21 protein-coding genes are annotated in these 22407 nt (G+C 70.1%); 17 read left to right on the top strand and 4 right to left on the bottom strand.

Features of this window, described 5'->3' with window-relative positions; translation table 11 throughout:
• The first annotated feature begins 6 nt into the window (after positions 1-6).
• The 9 genes from ccoO to ccmE all read left to right on the top strand — a co-directional run bounded on the left by ccoO (position 7) and on the right by ccmE (position 9212).
• The gene (gene ccoO / locus DK427_RS20330; RefSeq protein ID WP_109952852.1) at positions 7-753 is read left to right on the top strand and encodes a cytochrome-c oxidase, cbb3-type subunit II; all 747 of its coding nucleotides are present in this window, start codon (positions 7-9) and stop codon (positions 751-753) included.
• A 5-nt stretch (positions 754-758) separates the two neighbouring features.
• Complete coding sequence (locus tag DK427_RS20325) at positions 759-908, top strand: cbb3-type cytochrome c oxidase subunit 3 (RefSeq protein ID WP_109954285.1); 150 nt, start codon at positions 759-761, stop codon at positions 906-908.
• Between the two features lie 3 nt (positions 909-911).
• Entirely contained in the window at positions 912-1790 is an 879-nt protein-coding gene (ccoP, locus tag DK427_RS20320) for a cytochrome-c oxidase, cbb3-type subunit III (RefSeq protein ID WP_109952851.1), read from the top strand.
• Between the two features lie 210 nt (positions 1791-2000).
• Complete coding sequence (gene ccoG / locus DK427_RS20315) at positions 2001-3509, top strand: cytochrome c oxidase accessory protein CcoG (RefSeq protein WP_109952850.1); 1509 nt, start codon at positions 2001-2003, stop codon at positions 3507-3509.
• A gap of 2 nt (positions 3510-3511) precedes the next feature.
• On the top strand, positions 3512-4027 hold the full coding sequence (locus DK427_RS20310; protein ID WP_109952849.1) for a FixH family protein: 516 nt from the start codon (positions 3512-3514) through the stop codon (positions 4025-4027).
• A 12-nt stretch (positions 4028-4039) separates the two neighbouring features.
• A complete protein-coding gene (locus tag DK427_RS20305) occupies positions 4040-6355 on the top strand; it encodes a heavy metal translocating P-type ATPase (protein WP_109952848.1) in 2316 nt (771 codons plus the stop codon).
• Between the two features lie 7 nt (positions 6356-6362).
• On the top strand, positions 6363-6500 hold the full coding sequence (gene ccoS / locus DK427_RS20300; protein WP_109952847.1) for a cbb3-type cytochrome oxidase assembly protein CcoS: 138 nt from the start codon (positions 6363-6365) through the stop codon (positions 6498-6500).
• An 88-nt stretch (positions 6501-6588) separates the two neighbouring features.
• The gene (locus DK427_RS20295) at positions 6589-7842 is read left to right on the top strand and encodes an MFS transporter (protein ID WP_245930658.1); all 1254 of its coding nucleotides are present in this window, start codon (positions 6589-6591) and stop codon (positions 7840-7842) included.
• 920 nt (positions 7843-8762) lie between these two features.
• Positions 8763-9212 carry a cytochrome c maturation protein CcmE gene (gene ccmE, locus DK427_RS20290; protein WP_245930657.1) on the top strand — a complete coding sequence of 150 codons (450 nt, stop codon included), beginning with the start codon at positions 8763-8765 and terminating at the stop codon, positions 9210-9212.
• 149 nt (positions 9213-9361) lie between these two features.
• On the opposite strand, the gene DK427_RS20285 is transcribed toward ccmE, so the two are convergent.
• Together DK427_RS20285 and DK427_RS20280 are read right to left on the bottom strand one after the other, a co-directional pair.
• Positions 9362-11059 carry a methyl-accepting chemotaxis protein gene (locus DK427_RS20285; protein ID WP_109952845.1) on the bottom strand — a complete coding sequence of 566 codons (1698 nt, stop codon included), beginning with the start codon at positions 11057-11059 and terminating at the stop codon, positions 9362-9364.
• 140 nt (positions 11060-11199) lie between these two features.
• A complete protein-coding gene (locus DK427_RS20280; RefSeq protein ID WP_109952844.1) occupies positions 11200-12009 on the bottom strand; it encodes a GAF domain-containing protein in 810 nt (269 codons plus the stop codon).
• Positions 12010-12376: 367 nt separating this feature from the next.
• Between DK427_RS20280 and hemN the strand changes: the two genes are divergently transcribed.
• From hemN to DK427_RS20250, 6 genes are all read left to right on the top strand, one after another.
• Positions 12377-13729, top strand: a complete 1353-nt coding sequence (hemN, locus tag DK427_RS20275; RefSeq protein ID WP_109952843.1) for an oxygen-independent coproporphyrinogen III oxidase — start codon at positions 12377-12379, stop codon at positions 13727-13729.
• Between the two features lie 338 nt (positions 13730-14067).
• Positions 14068-15621 (top strand): PAS domain S-box protein, encoded by a 1554-nt coding sequence (locus DK427_RS20270; RefSeq protein WP_109952842.1) that lies wholly within the window; start codon positions 14068-14070, stop codon positions 15619-15621.
• Complete coding sequence (gene fixJ / locus DK427_RS20265; protein WP_109952841.1) at positions 15611-16231, top strand: response regulator FixJ; 621 nt, start codon at positions 15611-15613, stop codon at positions 16229-16231. Before DK427_RS20270 ends, fixJ begins: the two co-directional genes overlap by 11 nt.
• 545 nt (positions 16232-16776) lie before the next feature.
• The gene (locus DK427_RS20260) at positions 16777-17001 is read left to right on the top strand and encodes a hypothetical protein (RefSeq protein ID WP_109952840.1); all 225 of its coding nucleotides are present in this window, start codon (positions 16777-16779) and stop codon (positions 16999-17001) included.
• Between the two features lie 796 nt (positions 17002-17797).
• A complete protein-coding gene (locus DK427_RS20255) occupies positions 17798-18175 on the top strand; it encodes a response regulator transcription factor (protein WP_109952839.1) in 378 nt (125 codons plus the stop codon).
• 122 nt (positions 18176-18297) lie between these two features.
• A complete protein-coding gene (locus DK427_RS20250; protein ID WP_109952838.1) occupies positions 18298-18993 on the top strand; it encodes a helix-turn-helix domain-containing protein in 696 nt (231 codons plus the stop codon).
• 17 nt (positions 18994-19010) lie between these two features.
• Here DK427_RS20250 and DK427_RS20245 read toward each other — a convergent pair whose 3' ends face one another.
• Together DK427_RS20245 and pdxH are read right to left on the bottom strand one after the other, a co-directional pair.
• Positions 19011-19289 (bottom strand): hypothetical protein, encoded by a 279-nt coding sequence (locus DK427_RS20245; RefSeq protein WP_109952837.1) that lies wholly within the window; start codon positions 19287-19289, stop codon positions 19011-19013.
• A gap of 7 nt (positions 19290-19296) precedes the next feature.
• Positions 19297-19953: a pyridoxamine 5'-phosphate oxidase gene (gene pdxH, locus DK427_RS20240; protein ID WP_109952836.1), complete on the bottom strand. Its 657-nt coding sequence runs from the start codon at positions 19951-19953 to the stop codon at positions 19297-19299.
• 313 nt (positions 19954-20266) lie between these two features.
• On the opposite strand from pdxH, the gene DK427_RS20235 reads away from it, so the two are divergent.
• Together DK427_RS20235 and DK427_RS20230 are read left to right on the top strand one after the other, a co-directional pair.
• Complete coding sequence (locus tag DK427_RS20235; RefSeq protein WP_109952835.1) at positions 20267-21259, top strand: histone deacetylase family protein; 993 nt, start codon at positions 20267-20269, stop codon at positions 21257-21259.
• A 367-nt stretch (positions 21260-21626) separates the two neighbouring features.
• Positions 21627-21869, top strand: a complete 243-nt coding sequence (locus DK427_RS20230) for an HP1242/YdcH family protein (RefSeq protein WP_109952834.1) — start codon at positions 21627-21629, stop codon at positions 21867-21869.
• The last annotated feature ends 538 nt before the right edge of the window (positions 21870-22407 follow it).

Raw genomic sequence — 22407 nt, 5'->3', positions numbered from 1 at the left:
AGTCCGATGGGAACCGCCCAACCCGGCCTCTGGAAGAGGCATGAGATCTTCGAGAAGAACTCCATCGTCCTGCTCATCGGCGCGCTCCTCGTCGTGGCGATCGGCGGCCTCGTGGAGATCGCGCCGCTGTTCTACCTGAAGAGCACCGTCGAGAAGGTGGAGGGCGTACGCCCCTATACGCCGCTCGAACTCGCCGGCCGCAACATCTACATCCGCGAGGGCTGCTACCTCTGCCACAGCCAGATGGTCCGTCCGATGCGGGACGAGGTCGAGCGCTACGGCCACTTCTCGCTGGCGGCCGAGAGCATGTACGACCACCCGTTCCAGTGGGGATCGAAGCGCACCGGGCCGGATCTCGCCCGCGTCGGCGGCAAGTACTCGGACCAGTGGCACCGCGAGCACCTGATCGATCCGCGCGCGGTGGTGCCGACCTCGATCATGCCGGCCTACGCCTTCCTCGAGCGGCAGCTCGACGCCGACGCCATCGCCGAGGACCTCAAGGCCAACCGGGCGATCGGCGTCCCATACACCGACGAGATGGTCGCGGCGGCGCGGGGCGACCTAAGGGCCCAGCTCGATCCGGACGGCCCGGGCGCCGCCGACCTGCAGCGCCGCTACCCCGGCGCGAACGTGCGCGACTTCGGCGGCGACAAGACCAAGGCGGCCGAGATCGACGCCCTGATCGCCTACCTGCAAGTCCTCGGCACCATGGTCGACTTCAAGATCTACGAAGACAAGAAGAACCTCAGGTGAGCACCATGACCTATGAACATGCAGCCGCCTTCGCGCAGACCAGCGGCCTGGTCTACTTCGTAGTCATCTTCGCCGCCGTCTGCCTCTACGCCTTCTGGCCGCGCAACCGCGTTCGGTTCGACGCGGCCGCCCACCTTCCACTGATCGAGGACTGAGCCGTGGCCGATTCCGCGCATCCCGGCAAGTCGACCGCCGGCCCGGAGACCACCGGGCACGAGTGGGACGGCATCGCCGAGTACAACAACCCCCTGCCGCGCTGGTGGCTTTACGGCCTCTACGCCACCATCGTCTGGGCGTTCGGCTACTGGATCGCCTATCCGGCCTGGCCGCTCGTGAGCGGCTATACCGGCGGCGTCCTCGGCTACTCGCAGCGCGAGACCGTGTTGAGCGAGGTCGAGGCGGTGCGCCGGGAACGCGGCGCCCGCGGCCAGACCCACCTCGCCAGCGCCTCGGTCGCGGAGATCCGCGCCGACCCGGCGCTGCTGCGCCTCGCTCTCGCCACCGGGAAGGCGGCGTTCGGAGACAACTGCGCGGGCTGCCATGGGAGTTCTGCGACCGGCCGGACAGGCTACCCGAACCTGCAGGACGACGACTGGCTCTGGGGCGGCACGGCCGAGGAGATCGAGCGCACCATCCGGTACGGGGCGCGCTCCGGCCACGGCGAGGCGCATGTCGGCGACATGCCCGCCTTCGGACGTGACGGCGTCCTGGCGCGCGCCGAGGTCGAGGCCGTGACGAGCTACGTGCTCGCGCTCTCGGGTAGGCCGGGTATCGCAGGCGCCAGTCCGGAGAAGGGCGCGGAGGTGTTTGCCGGCAATTGCGCGGGCTGCCACGGCGAGAGGGCCAAGGGCAATCCCGAGATGGGCGCACCCGATCTGACGGATCCGATCTGGTTGTACGGCTCCTCGCCCGAGCAGGTCGCCGCCACGGTGACGAACGGGCGCAAGGGGGTGATGCCGGCCTGGGAAGGTCGGCTCGATCAAGCGACCATCAAGTCGCTCGCGATATACGTCCACGGCCTCGGAGGCGGCAAGTAGATCGGCCTCGGGCCCGTACCTCGATCGACGCCCGCCGGAGCGCCCCCGCGCCTCGGCGGGCGGTCGCGTCTTCGTGGACGGCTACGGCAGGTCCGCACCGGCCGGCCTCGGCCGCATCCGGTCTCGTTTGAGCGAGATCAACGCAGCCGGCGATGGCCGCCGCTAACGACACCGACGCCGACCCCGTCGCCGCACGGAAAAACAGCATCGATGTCGCTCGCCGAACCCAACGACACGCTGGCCGCCGCGCCCATACCGGCAGCCCCTGGCCGCAAGAAGTTCGGCGCGACGGTGACCCGCGCGGCGATCCCGGCCGTGAACGGCTCGCTCTACGCCGCACGGACGAAGATCCAGCCCCAGGCGGTCCGCGGCACCTTTCGCACGGTCAAGTGGGCCCTGCTCGCGCTCACGCTGGGCATCTACTACCTCGTCCCCTTTATTCGCTGGAACCGCGGCCTCGGCGAGCCGTCGCAGGCCGTGCTGCTCGACCTCGACCGAGGGCGCTTCTACTTCTTCTCCATCGAACTCTGGCCCCAGGACGTGACCTACGTCATGGGCCTGCTGATCCTGGCCGCCTTCGCCCTGTTCCTGATGAACGCGGTCGCGGGCCGGGTCTGGTGCGGATACCTGTGCCCGCAGACCGTGTGGACGGACCTATTTATGGCCGTCGAGCGCGTGATCGAGGGCGACCGGCGCGCGCGGCTCAAGCTCGACGCGGCGCCCTGGTCGGTCGAGAAGGTCGTGCTGCGGAGCCTCAAGCACACGATCTGGCTCATGATCGCGTGGTGGACCGGGGGGGCCTGGGTCCTCTACTTCGCGGACGCGCCGACGCTGGTCATCGAACTCGCCACCTTCCAGGCCTCGCCGGCCGCCTACCTCGCCATCCTGACCCTGACGGCGACCACCTACACGCTCGCCGGCCACATGCGCGAGCAGGTCTGCACCTACATGTGCCCGTGGCCGCGCATCCAGGGCGCGCTTACCGACGAGCACTCGCTCAACATCCTCTATCGTAGCGACCGTGGCGAGCCCCGGACCCCCGTGAAGAGGGCCACGGCCCTCCGCGCCGCGGGACGGCCTGCGGGCGACTGCGTGGACTGCTTCGCCTGCGTCGCCGCCTGCCCGGCCGGCATCGACATCCGCGACGGGCTGCAGATGGACTGCATCCAGTGCGGCCTGTGCGCCGATGCATGCGACACGGTGATGGGCAAGCTCGGGCGGCCGGGCGGCCTGATCGGCTACGACACGGAGGCCAACTGCCGGAGCCGCGCACGTGGCAAGCCGCCCGTCAGCCGCGTCCTGCGACCGCGGACGGTGCTATACGGCGTGCTGGTGGCAGGCGTCGGCGGCGGCATGCTCTACGGGCTCGCGACCCGCAGCTTCACGGGTCTGAGCGTGATCCACGACCGCAACCCGCTCTTCGTGACGCTCTCCGACGGCTCGGTGCGCAACGGCTACACGGTCCGGCTCATCAACAAGCGGCCGGAGGAGCGGCGCTTCTCGCTCTCGGTCGATGGCCTGGCCGACGCGCGGGTCGAGGTCGTGGGGGGAACGCCGGGCGACATGCCCGTTCCCTCCGACTCGACGCAGGAATTCCGCGTCCTCGTGTTCGCCCCGGCGGGCACGCGACCGGAAGCGAGCGTCCCGCTCTCCTTCCGCATCGCCGATCCCACGACGGGCGAGACCGCCCGGGCCCAGGACACCTTCAAGGCTCCCTGACCATGACCGCAAGCGCCTCGCACCCACGACCGCCCTCGAAAACCGGCCTGACCGGCCGGAAGGTGTTCGCGATCTTCGCCGCATTCTTCGGCACCATCGCCAGCGCCGACGCCTTCCTGGTCACCTCCGCGTTCCGGACCTGGTCCGGTTTGGAGGAGCCCTCGCCCTATAGGGCGAGCCAGCGCTACAACGCGGAGCTGGAGCGGGCGAGGGCGCAGAGCGCGCGGGGCTGGGTCCTCGACGGCAGCATCGCGCGGGAAGGGCGGACGGGCGCGGCGGTGAACGTCTCGCTCCGGGGGGCCGACGCAACCCCGCTGGCCGGCCGGATCGTACGGGTCCGCCTGGAGCGGCCCACCGATAAGCGCGCCGACCTCGCGGTGGCCGTCGCCGAGACGGCGCCCGGCCTCCACGCGGGGCACGTCCCGGTCGTGCCGGCAGGTCAGTGGGAGCTGGTCGTGGATGTGCTCGACGACGATGGCGTCGCGTTCCGGCGCAAGCACCGGGTCATCCTGGATTAAAGGAAGCGCCCGATGTGCTGCACCGACATGGCGCTCGCCTACGTGGAGGCCCATGCCTCTTGGAGCGAGGCCAATACGCGGCCCTCCCTCGGCCGGGACTACGCCGCCTTCCTCTCGCGTGCGCCCGACGGTTCGGCGCGCGCCGCCTTCGCCGTCGAGGGCGTCCGCTGCGCGGCCTGCATGAACGCCATCGAGCGCGGGCTTGCCGGCGTGCCGGGCGTGGCATCCGCGCGGCTGAACTTCTCGGACCGCCGCTTGGCCGTGACATGGCAGCCGCAGGCGGACGCCGACATCGCCGCCGTCCTGGCGGCACTCGACGGGCTCGGTTTCAAGGCTCAGCCCTTCGCGCCCGGCAGGCTCGCGGATGCGGAAGCCGCCGAGACGAAGCGCCTCGTCCGGGCGCTGGCGGTGGCGGGCTTCGCGTCGATGAACGTGATGCTGCTCGCCATCTCGGTCTGGGCCGGCATCGACTCGGACATGACGCCCGAGAACCGAGACCTCTTCCACTGGATCCAGGCCGTCATCGCCCTGCCGGCCGCAGCCTATGCCGGGCGGCCCTTCTACGAGGGGGCCTTCCGTGGGCTGAAGGCCGGCCGGGTCACGATGGACTTCCCCATCACGCTCGGCGTGGTCCTCACCCTGGTGATGTCGGTGGTCGAGTCACTCTCCGGCGCCACGCACGCCTATTTCGACGGCGCCGTGATGCTGTTGTTCTTCCTACTGATCGGGCGCGTCCTCGACCAGGTCATGCGTCGGCGGACGCGGGCCTGCGCGGAGAATCTCGCGGCGCTCCGCAGCGAGGGCGCGACGCTGGTCGACGCGGACGGGTCCCTGCGCGACGTACCGGTCGCGGAACTCGGTTCGGGCGCACGCATCCTCGTCCGGCCGGGCGAGCGCGTGCCGGCCGACGGCGTCGTCGAGCACGGCACCTCCGACCTCGACCAGAGCCTGGTGACCGGCGAGACCGCCGCCGTCACGGTGCGCGGCGGCGACCGGGTCTTTGCCGGCGCCCTCAACGGCAACGGTGCCCTGACGGTCCGGGTGACCGCGGCAGCTGGCGCCAGCCTGCTCGACGAGGTGGAGGACCTCATGCGGCGCGCCCTGGAAGCACGGTCACGGGCGCTCGTCCTCGCCGACAAGGCGACGCGCCTCTACGTCCCGCTGGTCCATGCGGCCGCTGCCGTGACCCTGGTCGGCTGGCTCGCGGCGGGCTCCGGATGGCATGCGGCGCTGCTCGATGCCGTGGCCGTCCTGATCGTGACCTGCCCCTGCGCGCTCGGCCTCGCGATCCCCGCCGTGCAGGCGGCGGCGGCGGGCGCCCTCTTCCGCGAGGGCGTGCTCCTGAACGACGGCACGGCCCTGGAGCGCTTCGCCGAGATCGACACCGTCGTGTTCGACAAGACCGGCACGCTGACCCTGCCCGAGCCGACCTTGTCCGGAGACGTTTTCGCGCCTGGGGTGCTGGAGGCGGCGGCACGCTTGGCGCTGTCGAGCCGGCACCCGATGGCGACAGCCCTCGCATCCGGTACGTGCTCGGCAGGACCGTTCCCGGGGGCCCAGGAAGCCGCGGGTCTCGGCGTGCGCGCCCTGGCCGACGGCGTGGAGCTCCGTCTTGGCTCACCCCGCTTCTGCGGGGCCGAGGCAGAGGCATCCGCGGTGCTGGCGGCCCACCCGGATGCCTCGGTGATCTGTTTCCGAGCGGGTACCGAAGCACCCGTCGCCTTCCCGGTGCGGCAGGCGCTCCGCCCCGACGCCGCCGACGTGGTCGCGACGTTGCTACGGTCCGGCCGGCGCGTCCTGATCCTCTCCGGCGACCGGTCCGCCGCGGTCGAGGCCGTCGCCGGACAGCTCGGGGTGACCGACTGGGCGGCCGGCCTGACCCCGCCGGAGAAGATCGCCCGGATCGAGGCGCTGCAGCGGTCCGGCCGGCGCGTCCTGATGGTGGGCGACGGCCTCAACGATGCCCCTGCGCTCGCGGCGGCCCACGCCTCGCTTTCGCCGGTGACCGCTTCACACGTGAGCCAAGCCGCAGCCGATGCCCTGTTCCTGGGACGCAGCCTCGCGCCCGTGCTCGCGGTCCTGGCAGCCGGTCGACGGGCGCGCCGCCTGATGCTCCAGAACCTCTGGTTCTCGGCCGCCTACAACGTGGTCGCGGTCCCCCTCGCGGCCGCGGGCCTGTTGACCCCCTTGATCGCGGCGCTCGCGATGTCCGGCTCCTCCGTCGTCGTGACGCTGAACGCCCTGAGGGCTCGCCTCGGTACGGGCCGGTCGCGGCCGCATCCCGCGGACGGGCCTGGTATCGCCGACGCCGCCGCCGTAGCCGTCTGAGGTCGAGATGAACGTCCTGCTCCTCGTCATTCCGATCGCCCTGACACTCGGCACGCTCGGCCTGTTCGCGTTCCTGTGGGCCCTCAGGAGCGGCCAGTACGACGACATAGAGGGCGCCGAGTACCGGGTCCTCCACGATGAGTGAGCACGCGATCCCGCATCCGCTCGGGATGGGGGCCCGCGGGTCCGGCCTCCATCGCGCTTGGTACGTCGCCGGAGCGACCTTCCTCGCCGTGCTGGCCACGGCCGCGGCCGTCGGCGCGCCGAGCGTGCTGCTTGCGCCGCTCGGCCGGGAATTCGGCTGGGACGCCGCGACCGTCTCGTCGGCGCTGGCTATCCGGTTGGCCGTCTTCGGGCTGGCGAGTCCGGTCTCCGGCTTGCTGGTGGATGCCTGGGGCGTGCGCCGCACCGCCTGTTGCGGCCTTGCGCTCACCGCGACCGGACTCGCCGCGTCGCTTGCCATGACGCAGGCGTGGCACCTCGTCCTGTGCTGGGGCGTGCTGGCCGGCGCGGGGAGCGGGCTGGTCTCGCTGGCGCTCGGCACGGCCGTCGCGGCGCGCTGGTTCGTAACGCGGCGCGGGCTCGTCATCGGGCTGTTCGGGGCCGCGGCGACCGCGGGGCAGATGCTGACGCTCCCGGCGCTCGCCGCCGTCGCGGAGGCGCAGGGATGGCGCGGGTGCATCCTCGCGTCGTGCGGCCTGCTCGCGCTCGCGACGGCCGCCATGTCGTGCCTCGTGCCCGAGGGGCCCGGGGATGTGGGATCGCTCCCTTACGGAGCGCGAGGAATCCACCCCGCATCCTCGCCACCGACGGCAGGGAACGATCGCGGCACCGTCGCCGGGATCGCGCGGTCGGGCTTGTTCTGGGCCCTGCTCGGCAGCTTCGCGGTCTGCGGCGCAAGCACAAGCGGCCTGGTGCAAACCCACCTCGTGCCGTTGTGCGCCGACGTCGGCGTAGGGCCTCTCCAGGCGGCGAGCCTCCTCGCGGGCATGGGCGCCCTGACCTTCGTCGGCTCCGCGGCCTCGGGCTGGCTGTCGGACCGCTTCGACGCGGGCTTGCTGCTGTTCTGGTTCTACGGGTTGCGGGGCTTGTCGCTCCTCTGCCTTCCGTTCTCGGACCTCTCGTTCGTCGGACTCTCCGTGTTTGCGGCGGTGTACGGGTTGGACTGGATCGCGACCGTCCCGCCAACGGCGAGTCTCGTCGTCGCGCGGTTCGGGCGTGAACGGGCGGCCCGCGTCCTCGGCTGGGTGTTCGCAGGCCATCAGCTCGGCGCGGCCGCGGCGGCGTACGGGGCAGGCCTGACCCGGAGCGGCATGGGGAGCTACCTCCCGGCCTTCCTGGCCGCGGGAGCGTTCTGCCTGTTCGCTGCCGCGGCCATCCTGCCCCTGTCGTCCGCGCGGCGGCCGTCCGTTCAGGAGCCTGCGGCGGCCGCCCTCGCGGCAGGGGAGCGTTCGGGACGGCACCGCCGCTCGACCACGAGGGTCTGATCCACGGGGAGGTGCGCTCCCTTGCCAGCCCGACAAGGCGGCACGCCCATGCGGCCGGCGGGAGGTCCAAGTCCGGTTGACGGCAGTGCGTGCGAGCGGCTCTTCGAGCCGTTCTCTTATCTCGAAGGATGTCGCCAAGGGCTCGGGACTCGTCCTCGGCCAGGTGTTCGACTTCGCCAAGGCGTTTGGCAGCGACATCGCGACGCCAGCGCTCCCGGGCCCGGCACGACCTTCGCCCTATACCTACCCGAGGTCGGGCGCGGACGGCGCGAGGGCACGGGTCGCGGCTTCGCGGGCGGTCGGAGACCGGCGGCGCGGGACGATGGGTGCTCGCGGGGGAGGACGACGTCGAGGGGGGCGCTTCGCCTGACGGATTCGGTAGGAATTCGGCCACGAGACCGCCTGGGCGGCCGAAGCGAGCCAGGTGCTGGCCCATCCCGGCCCGAACGGATCCTGCGTCGACGCGTTCTCGGACGTGACGATGCAGGGCAGGATGACGGCAGCCTCGGCCCCGGGATCCGCGCCCTGCCGGGCCGGGCCGGCGTTCCTGACCAGCGGCTACAGCCACGAGCTCGCCGATGAGGGCAGCCGCGGCTTGGAGCTCCCGCACAAGCCGTATCCTGCCGAGCAGCTCACGCGAATCCCGCCCCGCGGGACGCACCGAAGTCCCGGATCCCGATGCCGACCGCCGGACGTTCGGTTGATCCAGGTCAAGGCTGGGCGTGGCGAGCGAAGAGTAAGGCGAGTGCAGGATACGGGTCCGTCCGGCCCCGCGCCGCTTCGACGGCATGAGCGTTCGTACGTCCCGGAAACGACGGGGCGGGGCGCTCACGAAATCGCCGTCGTTCCGCCACGGCACGATCCGGTCCGCTGGCGGCCGAGGCGCCGCACCGTCAGAACGTGAGGCACCGACCCCCGCCGTGACCCGACGTAAACGCCGACGATTGCTCCTGATTGGTTCGTGCGGAGCCGTGCTGGCCCTGGCGGTCGGCCTCATCCTGACGGCGATGAGCGGCTCGATCGTGTTCTTCCGTACGCCGAGCGAGATCGGCCTGCAGGGAGTTGCCGCCGGCAGCCGACTTCGCCTCGGCGGCCTCGTGCAGGAGGGGTCGATCCGGCGCGGCCCCGACCAGACTGTCGATTTCGCCGTGACCGATACGAAAGCTTCGGTCCCGGTGCGCTACAAGGGCTTGTTGCCCGACCTGTTCCGCGAGGGTCAGGGCGTGGTCGCGGAGGGCGTGTTGCAGCCCGGCGGCATGTTCAGGGCCGATACCGTGCTCGCGAAGCACGACGAGACCTACATGCCCCGTGAGGTCGCCGGCGCCCTCAAGGCGCAAGGACACTGGCAAGGCGGGCCCCAGGCGAATTGAGTCGGGAGGCGGGCCCGGCCCGCGACCTGCGCATTCCGAGGAGGCAGGGAATCGGGGTCGGCGGCTTCGGCGCGATGGCACACCGCGGGAGAAGATGCGAGCCCACCGTCGAGCCGACCGCACCTTACCGGATGCCTCCTCGATACGGTTCAGGCCGTCAGGGCCTGCAAGCCCTGGTTGATCGCCGCGACGCTCCGGGATGCCGTCTGCATGCCGGACGAGATCTCGCGCGTGACCGCGCTCTGCTCCTCGACCACCGCGGCGATGCCGGTCACGTTCCCCCGTACCGAGGCCAGCGACCGCGTGATCGCCGATAGCGAGGACGCCACGTCGCCGGAGATGCCCTGCATGGCCTCGATGTCATGGGCGATCTGCCCCGTCGCCCGGGTCACCTGAGCGGAGAGGTTCTTCACCTCGCCGGCCACCACCGCGAAGCCGCGGCCGGCCTCGCCGGCGCGCGCCGCCTCGATGGTGGCATTCAGCGCCAGCAGGTTGATCTGCTCGCCCACGCCCCGGATCAGGTCCACCACCCCCGTCATCGAGGTGGTCGCCGCGTTCAGTTGCGCGGTCGAGCGATCGGCGGCTTGCGCCTGTTCGTGAATGGTCTCCACCTCCGCTTGCGAATGCGTCAAGCCTTGCGAGATCTCGCCGATGGAAGCGCTCAATCCCTCCGCCGATTCGGCCGCCATCCGCACGCTGGCGAGCGTCTGACCGGAAGCGTGGGTAGCGGCCACCTGAGCGGTCATCTTGGCGGTGATGTCGGTGGCATACTTCACCACCTTGAACGGCTGGCCGTTCATGTCGAGGATCGGGTTGTAGCTGGCCTGGATCCAAAACTCCCGACCGCCCTTGCCGACGCGCTTGAACACGTCCGACCGATACTGCCCGGCTCGTAGGCTCTCCCAGAGTCGACGGTACTCGGTCCCGTTCGCATAGCCGGGCTCAACGAACATCCGGTGGTGCTTGCCCCGGATCTCCTCCAGGCCGTAGCCCACCACGGTGAGGAAGTTCTCATTCGCGTCGAGCACCGTGCCGTCGAGTTCGAAATGGATCACGCCCTGCGAGCGGTTGATGGCGGCGAGCTGACCCAAGATGTCGGCCATCCGCAATTTCTCGGGCGTCACCTCGCTGGCGAATTTCACGACCTTGAGCGGCTTGCCGCCAGCGTCGAGGACGGGATTGTAGATGGCCTGCAGCCAAATCTCCCGCCCGTTCCTGCCAAAGCGCTTGAACTCGCCGTGCTGGAACTCGCCGCGCGCGAGAGCGGCCCAGAAGTCGTGATAAGCGTGGCTCGCCCGTTCGCTGGGGCTGACCAACATGCCGTGGTGCCGCCCCTGCACCTCGGCCAGGGTGTAGCCGACCGTGCTGAGGAAGTTCGGGTTCGCGGACAGGATCGTGCCGTCAAGGCCGAACTCGACTGCACCGCGCGAGCGGCCGACGGCCTCGATCTGTCCTTGAAAGTCCAGGGTGCGCAGCTTCTGCTCGGTGATGTCGGTGGCGATCTTCACCACCTTGTAGGGCCTGCCCTTCCGGTCGAGCACGGGATTGTAGCTCGCCTGCAGCCAAATCTGGCGACCGCCTTTCGCGCGGCGATTGAACTCGGCGCGCTGGAACTCGCCCCGTGCGAGCCCGGCCCAGAAGTCGCGATAAGCACTGCCGCCCTGCTCCGTCAGATCAACGAAGAGGCGGTGATGGTGCCCCTGCACCTCGGCAAGCGTATAGCCGACCGTGCGCAAGAAGTTGTCGTTGGCGTTCAGGATGGTGCCGTCGAGTGCGAACTCAATGACAGCCTGCGAGCGATGAAGCGCCTCGATCATCGACGAAGTTTCACGACCACCGAAGATCATGCCGCATTCAACCCTGAAGTTGATTACCTTCGAAGCCTTGGCAGATCCTGCGACGCGCGGATCCCACCACAAGGAGCAGGCTGGTGGCCCAAATGGCCCATCAGATCTTAAAAAATTCCTACCCTGGACGAAAAGACAAGTCATAACCTAGGTTGCCTGCCGGAGTAGGCGACGCCGGCGGTCGAAGCGCTCCGGCCCGTGAAGACTACACCTCGACTTTCAAATGTATCGACGATTTTGTCGGCCGTTGATGTACGCATGCTCAGGCTGCCACCACCAGCCTCAAGCCGTTTGATCGCGTTGACCGACACCTGCGAAGCTTCCGACAATTGGTTGATCGTCCAATTCAAAAGCCCACGGGCGGCACGGATCTGGGCACCTGCGAGAACCTGCCGGTGTCCGAAGCTCATCGCGGGAGCGCATGGCGCACTGCCTGGCGCCGAACCGAGGCCTGATCTTCCCTCCAGGAGGCTCCGCAGCCAGATCTCGCTCAAGGTAGCCTGCGCCAAGCTGACGAGATTCCGGATGTCGGCCGCTTCGAGCTGGCGAGGCTTGGTGTCGATGATGCAGAATGACCCGAGCCGAATGCCCGGCTCCGTGATCAGGGGTGCCCCGGCATAGAAGCGGATGTGCGGCTCGCCCGTCACGAGCGCGTTGCCGGCGAAGGCAGGATCGCGGGTCGCGTCCGGCACGACGAACACGGTGTCGTGCAGGATGGTGAAGTTGCAGAAGGCCAGGTCGCGGGAGGTTTCGTTCGCAGCGAGGCCGCACCTGGCCTTGAACCACTGCCGGTCCGCGTCGATGAGCGAGATCAAGGCGATCGGCACCTCGAACAGGGTACGGGCCAGCTCGACGAGGCGATCGAAGGCCGGCTCCGGCGGCGTATCGAGGAGCTGCAGGCGATGGAGGGCGGTGAGCCGAACGGCTTCGTTGGAGGCGCTGACGGGCATGCCGCGTTCCAGCACAGGTCCTGCCGATCTGACCAGCGAATTGGCTTCCGCCGCACGCAGGGCTGCCCTCCGTGCGGTACATCGGTGGCACGGCCGACTGCGAAACGGGCGGCGAGCCCGCTTTCGACGAGGGGCATGCGACCGGGGACCGGCGCACCCGGCCCGCGGCCACGAACGACCGGATGCGACGGGGCGGCATGCCGCGTCGCTGTCTCCACAATGCCGCCGCGCACGGGTCGGGGAGGCCCGTCCCGCGAAGTCACCGGCACGGTTGAGGCACATCAAGGCGGTCGTGCCGAGGGCCCCCTATCGCGGCACCCGAGGCTCAGGCGCTCCCTTGCCCCGAGCATGACGGTGAGGAACTCGCATGCGCGAGGATTTGAGAACGCTCTACGGCGAGGAGCGGCTGCCCCGCTACACGAGCTACCCGTCCAGCCCTCACTTCAGCGCCGCCGCGGACGCGGGGACCTACGCGGATTGGCTGCGCACGCTCCCGGCCGCCGCCACCGCCTCGCTCTACCTGCACGTGCCCTTCTGCCGCTCGATGTGCTGGTACTGCGGCTGCCACACCAGCATCACCCGGCACGATGCCCCGATCCGCGACTACGTCGCGACCCTGCGCGCCGAGATCGGCCTCGTCGCCAGCCGCCTCGAGGGCCGGCCACGGGTGCGCCACGTCCATTTCGGGGGCGGCACCCCCACCATCATGGCACCTGACGCCTTCCGCGACCTCGTCGCGATGCTGCGAGACGTCTTCCCGATCGACATCGACGCCGAGGTCGCGGCCGAGATCGACCCGCGCACCCTCAGCGCCGAGATGGCCCGTGCCCTCGGCGAGGCCGGGGTCACGCGGGCGAGCCTGGGGGTACAGAGCTTCGACCCGGTGGTGCAGGAGGCGATCCGCCGCCGCCAAAGCTATGCGCTCACCGAAGCGGCGACCGCCGGGTTGCGGGCGGCAGGAATCGGCGGGATCAACCTCGACCTGATCTACGGCTTGCCGCACCAGACGGTGGCCTCCTGCGTCGAGACGGTGCGGCAATGCCTGGACCTGCGTCCCGACCGCCTCGCGGTGTTCGGCTACGCGCACGTGCCGAGCTTCAAGAAGCACCAGCGCCACATCGCGGAGGCGACGCTGCCGGACGGCGGCGCCCGTCGCGCCCAGGCCGAGGCCATCGCCGAAAAGCTCGCCCAGGCCGGCTACGTCCGGATCGGCCTCGACCACTACGCCCTTCCGACCGACCCGATGGCCACGGCGCGCGCGGGGCGCATGCTCCGCCGGAACTTCCAGGGCTACACCACCGATCCCGCCGACGCCCTGATCGGCTTCGGCGCCTCGTCCATCGGGCGACTGCCGCAGGGTTACGTCCAGAACGAGCCGGCCCTGCGCGCCTATGTCGAGCGCATCGGACGGGGCGAACTCGCCACCTCGAGAGGTTACGCGCTGACGCCGGACGACCGCCTGCGGGCCGACCTGATCGAGCGTATCATGTGCGATTTCTCGGTCGATGTCGGAGCGATCTGCCGGGCGCATGGCCGCGACCCGGACGAACTCCTCGCCGCGACCCCGCGGCTGCGGATGCTCGCGGAGCACGGCTTGGTCCGCCGCGAGGGCGGCGTCCTCAGCATCCCGGACGACGCCAAGGCCTTCGTGCGCAACGTCGCCGCCGCCTTCGACGCACATCTCGGGACGTCCGCAGCGATGCACAGCCGCGCGGCCTGATCCGGATCGTTCCGGCAGGTCGGCCGGTCGGAGGCCGGCGAACGACGGCAGGGACCCGCAGGAGCGATGCGCCGAAGGCGCCCGCGACTGCAAGGCGGCGAGCACGAACGTCCCGGTGCGGCAGCCTCGACCGGCCGAACGGGTCCCGAGCCGGCCGCGCCGCGGATTGCCGCAGCGGCCGCACGCCAGCGTGGTAGGACCCGGACGAGGCTCCGGCGGCGGGGCTGGCGGCGTCCTCCGCCGCGATTGCGCCCGGGTGTTCCGTAACCTGCCCGACGGTGTAAAACCCGCCTCGGGAGTTCAGCGAACGAAGGGATCGATCGACCCGTGCGGCCCGCATGACGAAGCCCGAAGGCCCGACCAACCCGCAGCCGAGCGGCGGGGACCCCTTCGGCGTCGAGGAGCTCAGGCTGACGCTCGACGAGGCAGGCATCTGCAGCTGGGCGCTGGACATCCCGACCGGCCGCGTCACGGTCTCGCCCACCTGCATCCGGCTCTTCGGTGTTCCGCCGGAAAGCCTGACCACCTTCGACGCCATCCAAGCGGTCGTGCACCCGGACGACCGCGCGGCCAGGGCGACGGCCATCGGGCACGCCTTGGCGAGTGGTGGAAGCTACGAGGTCGACTACCGCGCGGTGCACCCCGACGGAGGGGTCCATTGGCTGCGCTCGCGCGGGCGGGTCAAGGTCGGACCGGACGGCCGGCCGTGCCGTCACCGGGGCGTGGTCTTCAGCATCGACGAGCAGCGGCAGTTCAACGAGGAGCTGCGAGCCCGCGAGGCGCATCTGCGCTCGATCCTCGAAACCGTTCCCGACGCCATGGTGGTCATCGACGAGCAAGCGCGGATCAAGTCGTTCAGCGCCGCCGCGGTGCGCCAGTTCGGCTACGCGCCGGACGAGGTCGCGGGCCGCAACGTCAGCATGCTGATGCCGGAGCCCTACCGCACCCAGCACGACGCTTACATGGCCCGCTACCTCGCGACGGGGGAGCGGCGCATCATCGGCATCGGCCGGGTCGTCGTCGGCCAGCGCAAGGACGGATCGACCTTCCCGATGGAATTGTCGGTCGGCGAGATGCGCTCGGGCGGCGAGCGCTACTTCACGGGCTTCATCCGGGACCTGACCGAGCGGAAGCAGACCGAGACGCGCCTGCAGGAGCTGCAGTCCGAGCTGGTGCACATGTCGCGCTTCACGGCGCTCGGCGAGATGGCCTCGACGCTCGCCCACGAGATCAACCAGCCGCTGACCGCCATCGCGAGCTACCTGAAGGGGTGCCGGCGCATCCTCGGCCGGATGCAGGGAGCCGAGGTCCCGGTGCTCTCGGATGCGGTGAACCAAGCCGCCGAGCAGGCGCTGCGGGCGGGGCAGGTCATCCGTCACCTGCGCGAATTCGTGGCCCGCGGCGAGAGCGAGCGCCACATAGAGGGCTTGCCCAAGCTCATCGAGGAGGCGAGCGCGCTGGCCCTCGTCGGCGCCAAGGAGAAGGGCGTGCGCGTGCGCTTCGACCTCGACCCGGACGCGCCCCTCGTGCTGGCGGACCGCATCCAGGTGCAGCAGGTGCTGCTCAACCTGATCCGCAACGCGATCGAGGCCATGCAGGAGGCGCCGCGTCGCGAGCTCGTCGTCGCGACGAGGGCCGTCGCGGCGGAAGGGCTCGTGGAGGTGAGCGTGGCCGATACCGGCAGCGGCATCGCGCCGGAGGTGGCGGCCCAGCTGTTCCAGCCCTTCGTGACGACGAAGGCGAACGGGATGGGGGTCGGCCTCTCGATCTGCCGTACCATCGTGGAAGCCCATGGCGGCAAAATCCTGGCCGAGCAGGGTCCCGCGGGCGGCACGACCTTCCGGTTCACCTTGCGCACCTTCGACCGAAAGGAGCTCGCTCATGCCCACTGACGCGCTCGTGCATGTCGTTGACGACGACCTGGCGGTGCGGCAGTCGCTTGCCTTCCTGCTGGCCAGCGACGGGCTAGCGGTCCGCGTGCACGAGTCCGCGAGCGCCTTCCTCGCCGCCGTCTCCGACCCCGGCGGCTGCATCGTCACGGACGTGCGCATGCCCGAGGTCGACGGCATCGAGTTCCTGCGCCGTCTCCGCAAGAGGGGGCCGATGCCACCCGTCATCGTCATGACGGGCCATGCGGACGTGCCGCTCGCCGTCGAGGCCATGCGGGCGGGCGCCATCGACTTCATCGAGAAGCCGTTCGACGACGAGGTGCTTCTCGCCAGCGTCAGGTCGGCCCTGGCGCAGGTGGAGCGGAACGCGAGCCTCGCCGCCGAGAGCAACGCGGTGCGGGCACGCCTGGCCGCCCTCTCCGAGCGCGAGCGCCAAGTGCTGGACGGGCTGGTCGGCGGCAAGGCCAACAAGGTCATCGGCCACGATCTCGGCATCAGCCCGCGGACGGTCGAGATCTACAGGGCCAACGTCATGTCGAAGCTGCAGGCGGGCAGCCTGTCCGAACTCGTCCGGATGGCCCTCGTCGCGGGACACCTGCACGGCGGACGTTGACGTCCGTGGACCGAGGTCTTGTCCGGTCGGCAGGCTTCGATACGTCCCGCCGTCCGCTGCCGCCGCTCTCGGCCGCCTCGGATTCCCGGCCTGCTGTGATCACTCTTGGCCGGCTCAGCCGGGTGAAACCCGCGCACGAAAAGCCCCGGGCACCGGCTCAACCTTGCGCACCGTCGCCGGTTCAGTTGATTGGCGGGCCCTCCACCAACCTGATCCCGGAGGCATGCACCATCAGTCGGGAAGAGGGACATCGTGCAGGATGCACCTGCCGCCGGCAACTTATCCTTCAAGAAGGCTAGAGATCTGCAATATCTCGCACCGCAAAAAAGATTGTTACGACGTCAAAGTTTTTTTGCCGATAGCTGCACGCATAGCTCGCTAGTCCACCCACCATCCATTCCCCTCATGAGAGCGCAGAATATCGACGTTTCTGCTGTGGCTCGCATTATGGTGCATTGCGCCGAGTGCACATCGCAATGCACAAAACCTGTGGTTCAATCGCTCCATCGGTCGCCTTCCGGGACGACCACACAGGAGACGATCCCATGCGTAGCATCCAGCTTCTCGCCCTTGCCGCCTTCGCTTCCGCCACCGTGGCGGGCCCCGCGATGGCTGACGAGCGCATCAACCTCACCCCGCCGCTGTACCGTGAGCAGGCCCGCGCCACTGCAGCCGTGCGTCCGGCTTCCGAGCTGACCACCACGCCGAGCCTGACCGCTGCCGCCCCGGCAGCCCGGCAGGTCGTTGCCGACGCCGCGACGACGCGCTGAGGTCACCGAGCTCTACCGCCTCGGATCAGCTCCGGCTCTGCGCCGAGGCTTCTTCGTTCCTGCTGCGTGCGAGGTGGTCGTTAGCCGGGAGCACGCACAGGGCAGGGGCTGCGGAAAGCGCTACGCGATGTAGCTTACGCTATGGATTAGATCGGCTGGCCGCGCGCGTTCCCGTACGGCGTCGCTGGGGCCTCGCTGGACATGGAAGCAGAACGGCAGGAGAGCCGAGTTCATATCCTATAGCTCGGTACGCACCCATCGCTCGCAGTCAGCCGGCGCCTGGACAGGCCTGACTGTCCGTCCATCCCTCGCCGCTTCCTTGGTCTCGCCCGTCTGAGCCCGACCGGTTCGCGGGCTGAAGCACCGTCGGCTGTTTTGGAAAAGCCAGCCGGCAGTGCCTCACCACGAGTTGAGGGGACCCGAGGGTAATGGGCCATCAACCGTCCTCGCCCATCATACCGGGAAAGTGCCACCTGTCAGCCCAGGGGTAGACCCCGTACCTCCCAACGCCGGTAGGTAGTCATGCTTCCTCGCCCATCCGCCGGCAACCCAGGGCATGAGGAGGCTCAAGGCGTTCAGGTCCTTCACGACCTTCCACCCCGTCCCGAGCAAGATGGCGATGCCTTCGGCATCAACCGAGTCCCGCAGGACCGCTTGATCGCGTGGATTTTCAGCCTCCGAAGCGCGGAAGGGCTGGCCGCGCGTCTCGGACTTGGACCGGATCGCGTTTGAGGCAAATCAAGGCGCGGTCGCGACGCCCGGCATAGGTGAAGGGTCGGAACGATAGGGCGCCACCATGCCGAAGCACGCCGGACCGGTGCTCGTCGTCGACGACGACGCTGCCGTACGCCACTCCCTGAAGTTCGCCCTTGAGCTCGAAGGGCTCGACGTCCGCCTTTACGGGGACGGAGCCGAATTGCTGTGCGACGGGTCCCTGCCGGCGACGGGTTGCCTCGTGGTGGATTACTGGATGCCGGACATGGACGGGTTCGAACTCGTCGGGCGCCTGCGCGACCGCAACGTCGACCTCCCGGCCATCCTCGTCACCGCCCGGCCGTCGGGCGACCTGCAACGACGCGCCGCCCGGGCAGGATTCCGTCGCGTGATCGAGAAGCCGTTCGAGGACGGATCGCTCCTCGACGGAATCCACGACGCCCTCGCGGCCTCCGCTTGAGGGCGCGGTCCGGCCGCCTCCGTAGAATCCCTTAGGGGCGCCCCCTAAGAGAAGCACCGGAATTTCGCCCCCACCGCGCGGGGCGTAGCCATGGAGCCACGTTCCGACACCCGGAGGCTTCCATGCAAACCGTCCTCGCCACCGCCGGCCTCGCCCCCGTCTTCGCGACCGCCTTACTGAACGAGGGCGTTGCGCAGGCCCCCTCCATTCGGGCCGGAGCCGAGCTTCGGGGCGGGATGCGGCGGACCTACGAGGCCGACGCGGAGATCTTCGCCGAGGGTGACCGGGCGGCGACCTTCTACAAGGTCGTCACGGGCGTGGTGCGCACCTACAAGCTCCTCTCCGACGGACGCCGGCAGATCGACGCCTTCCACCTGCCGGGCGACATCTTCGGCGTGGAGGCCGGCGAAGAGCATCGGTTCAACGCGGAGGCCGTCACCGAGACCAAGCTGGCAGTCCATCGTCGCGAGCCGCACGCCCTGTCGGGCGACGACGGCACGTTGGCCCGCGAGGTCGTGGCCGCGATGATGCGGAGCCTGGAGCGGGCGCAGGACCACATGCTGCTGCTGGGCCGCAAGTCGGCCAAGGAGCGGATCGCCACGTTCCTGCTCGGCCTCTCGCGGCGCATGGCATCCCGCGGAGCGGCGATCGAGCTGCCGATGTCGCGCGCCGACATGGCCGACCACCTCGGGCTGACGGTCGAGAGCGTCTCGCGCGCCGTGACCCAGCTGGAGCGGGAAGGCCTGATCGAGCTGCCGCCGAACCGCCGCGCCGTGGTGCTGCGGGACGTGCGCGCCCTGAACCACCTGGCCGGCTGAACGACAAGGCAGCGCCCTCAACTCGGCGTCCCCGGCGGATCGTCGCTTCGGATGCAGGCGGCCCGCCCCCGCAGCAGCAGCGCCCTGATCCGATGGTCGCGCACCATTCGGCGCAAGGGCCGCAAGACCGGCGACGAGCCGGAAGGATCGAGCCGGAACGCCTTGTCTGCAAGGCACTCCGCCACCGCGTCGTGGGTACGGGCATGGGCGAGGAGATCGTCCAGCTCCCGCGGAGCGCGGGAACCGGCCCCGGGTCGGAGCGGCCAACTCGGCGAGGCGAAGCGCGGATCGGCCATGGTCTCCTCAAGGATAAAGCCGCATCGCGGCCCAGCCGCCTGCAGCCTCCTCGAAGCGCACCCGGTCGTGGAGGCGGTAGGCCCGCTCCTGCCAGAACTCCAGGGAGACCGGTGCGATCCGGAAACCCAGCCAGTGCTCGGGCCGGGGCACCGGCTTCCCCTCGAAGCGCCGCGCCAGGGAATCGACGTCACGCAGCAGGGTCTCACGATCGGCGAGCGTATGCGACTGACGGCTGGCGAGCGCGCCGATGCGGCTCTCGCGCGGACGGCACGCGAAGTAGGTGTCTGCCTCCTCCGGAGTGACCGGCACGACCGTGCCCCGGGCGCGGACCTGGCGGCGTAGGCTCTTCCAGTGGAAGACGACGGCGGCTCGGGGATTCTCTGCCAGTTCCACGCCCTTGGCGGAGCGGCCGTTGGTGAAGAACACCAAGCCGCGCGCGTCGTAGGACTTGAGAAGCATGATCCGTACGTCCGGCAAACCGTCCGCACCCGTCGTGGCGAGGGCCATCGCGTGCGGGTCGCTCGGCTCGGCGCGCCTCGCCTCCGCCATCCACGCCTCGAACAAGGCCCAGGGGCTTCCGGTGGCCGGGACATCGCCCGCAGCGGCCTGATCCCGCGTGCCGGAAAGGTCGTCTTCGACCTTGTCGCCGAAGGTCCCCGCCATGATCGCCTCCTGAACGCGTGCGCCCGCGGGGAGCCCCACCGACAACCTGCCAGGCGGATGGATGGTCCGGCGACCCACGGCCTTGATCCAGGTCAACGACGGATCGAGCTGCCGCCGGTTCGCTCGGAAAGGGATTCGGAAACCCGGGCAAGCGCGCTTCGTGCGCTCAGGAAGTCGCCGGCGGCACGGACTTCGAGGCGGCGCGGAGCGGCGCATGGGATGCCCCCGGAGCGCCGGACCGTCACGATCCGATCGGGACACGGGGTACCGCGGACGACAAGAACGATCTCGAAGCACGACGGGGAGGCGATGTATGACGACCCTGTACCTCACGCACACGGCGGCCCTCGCTCACCTCGCGCCGCCCTGGCATCCCGAGCGGCCCGACCGGGTCCGGGTGATCGAGCGCTGCCTGGAGCAGGAACGCTTCGCCGGCCTCGTGCGCGAGCACGCCCCCCTGGTCGCCGAGGCCGCGCTCCTCCGGGCCCATGACGCGGCTTATGTCGAGGCCGTGATCGCAGGGTTGCGCCGGGGCGTCCTCCCGGGGATGGACGACGACACGCACGTCTCCCCCGGCACCCTGGAGGCGGCCTTGCGCAGCGCCGGTGCCGCCGTCCAAGCCGTCGACGAGGTGATGACCGGGCAGGTCCGCAACGCCTTCTCGGCCATGCGCCCGCCCGGTCACCATGCCGGCCGGGCGCGGGCGGCCGGCTTCTGCTTCTTCAACAACGTCGCGGTCGCGGCCCGCCAGGCCAGTGCGGCCCATGGTGCCGGGCGCGTCGCGATCCTGGACTGGGACGCGCATCACGGCGACGGGACCCAGGAGATCTTCTCGGGCGATCCGGACGTCCTCTTCTGCTCGCTCCACCAGTGGCCCTGGTATCCGGAGACCGGCGCGGCGTCCGAGCGCGGCGCGCACAATACCGTCGTGAACGTGCCGCTCCCCGCGGGTGCCGACGGCGCGCCGTTCCGAGCGGGCCTGAGCACGTCCGTGCTGCCTCGGATCAGGGCCTTCCGTCCGGACCTGATCCTGATCTCGGCCGGGTTCGACGCGCATTGGCGCGACCCCTTGGCCGACCTCATACTCACGGAAGCGGATTTCCGTTGGGCGACCGAGCAGGTCATGGCGGTCGCCGACGACGTGTGCGGCGGCCGCCTCGTTTCGCTGTTGGAGGGAGGCTACGACCTCGTCGGTCTGGCTCGGTCGGTCGAGGCCCATGTCGCGGCTCTGCTCGAACCGGCGAGCGCCCGCATCCCGAATCCGGGCGAGGCCGCGTCGGGAGCGGTGGCGGTCGCCTGCACATGACGGCCGGCCTCCTCAAGGGAGCCGCCCCTGATCCTTCATCCGGCCGGACCCGACCCGACCCGGGACGCCGTCCGCGCGTGCGGAGGGCCGGCCCGGTGCACCGTTCCGGCCTCGCCATCGGCGGAATGCGCCGAACCGTGACGGGCCCTGGGGGCGCACGGGGAGGGGCGGGCTGGGCCTGCCCGGAGGCCGGGGTTCACGCCCCCGGGTCAGCCGACGGGACGACGCCTTCCTCGGCCGCGTCGTTGCGCTGGATCAAGGATGGCGCGGTCCGTCCGGTCCAATCTGCCCAACGCGGGGCAGGAAGCCGCCCCAGCGACCCTTCGCGGGGTTCCGAGCGGCCCGGCCTCCCGAGAGGAGACTTCGCATGTCCCATGTCCCCCATGACCTCGCCGAGGAGTTTCCGGGCCAGGCCGGCCGCATCCGGGCGCTGAGGTACGCCGACGGCCGGTTCGGCGCCCTGGTGGAGCGTTACCATGTCGTGAACCGTGCCCTGCATCGCATGGAGGAGCGCATCGAGCCCGTCTCCGAGGAAACCGAACGGGCCTCCCGGCTGGAGCGGTTGCACCTCAAGGACGAGATCGCGCGCGCGCTCGCCGCGGCCGCCTGAGGCAGGGGACATGGTGCGGCGGGCTCGTGCGGGAGGCATGTCCGCCTCGACCGGCCCGGGCCGGCCGAGGTCCCCTTGCCCCTGGGGACGCCTTGCCCGCAGGTCCGAGGAGCAACGCCCATGATGCACACGGAAGACGTTCGACCGATCACGATGCCGGGCCCGGAGGAGTGGCTCATGCTCTGGGGAACGGTCTGGTTCGCCCTGCCGACGGCCCTGGCAAGCGGGTTCGACCGCCGGCGCGGTGCCATGGGCGTCCGGCACGCCCGGATCCCGAATCGGCCCGGTCCCCCTAGCTCGACGAACGGCATTCCCGGGACGGGCATGGGTCACGCGCCGGCGGCCGCGCGGGTGGGAACCCGTACGTTCGGCGCCGGAACGTCGGACCCCGACCCTCTCGAAGCACTGCAGGCGGGCTGCTTCGCTTGAGCTCGCGCCGGGCCAGGGCGCCCGGTAGCGGTTCTTGAGCTGGATCAAGGCCGGGACGGCACCGGTCGAGGAAGGTCCGTCCGAAACATCCGCGACCGCGCACTGAAGG

The organism is Methylobacterium radiodurans, from assembly GCF_003173735.1.
Lineage (GTDB): Bacteria > Pseudomonadota > Alphaproteobacteria > Rhizobiales > Beijerinckiaceae > Methylobacterium > Methylobacterium radiodurans.
The sequence above is the reverse complement of the archived record's forward strand: the minus strand, read 5'-3'. Positions and strand labels throughout refer to the sequence as shown.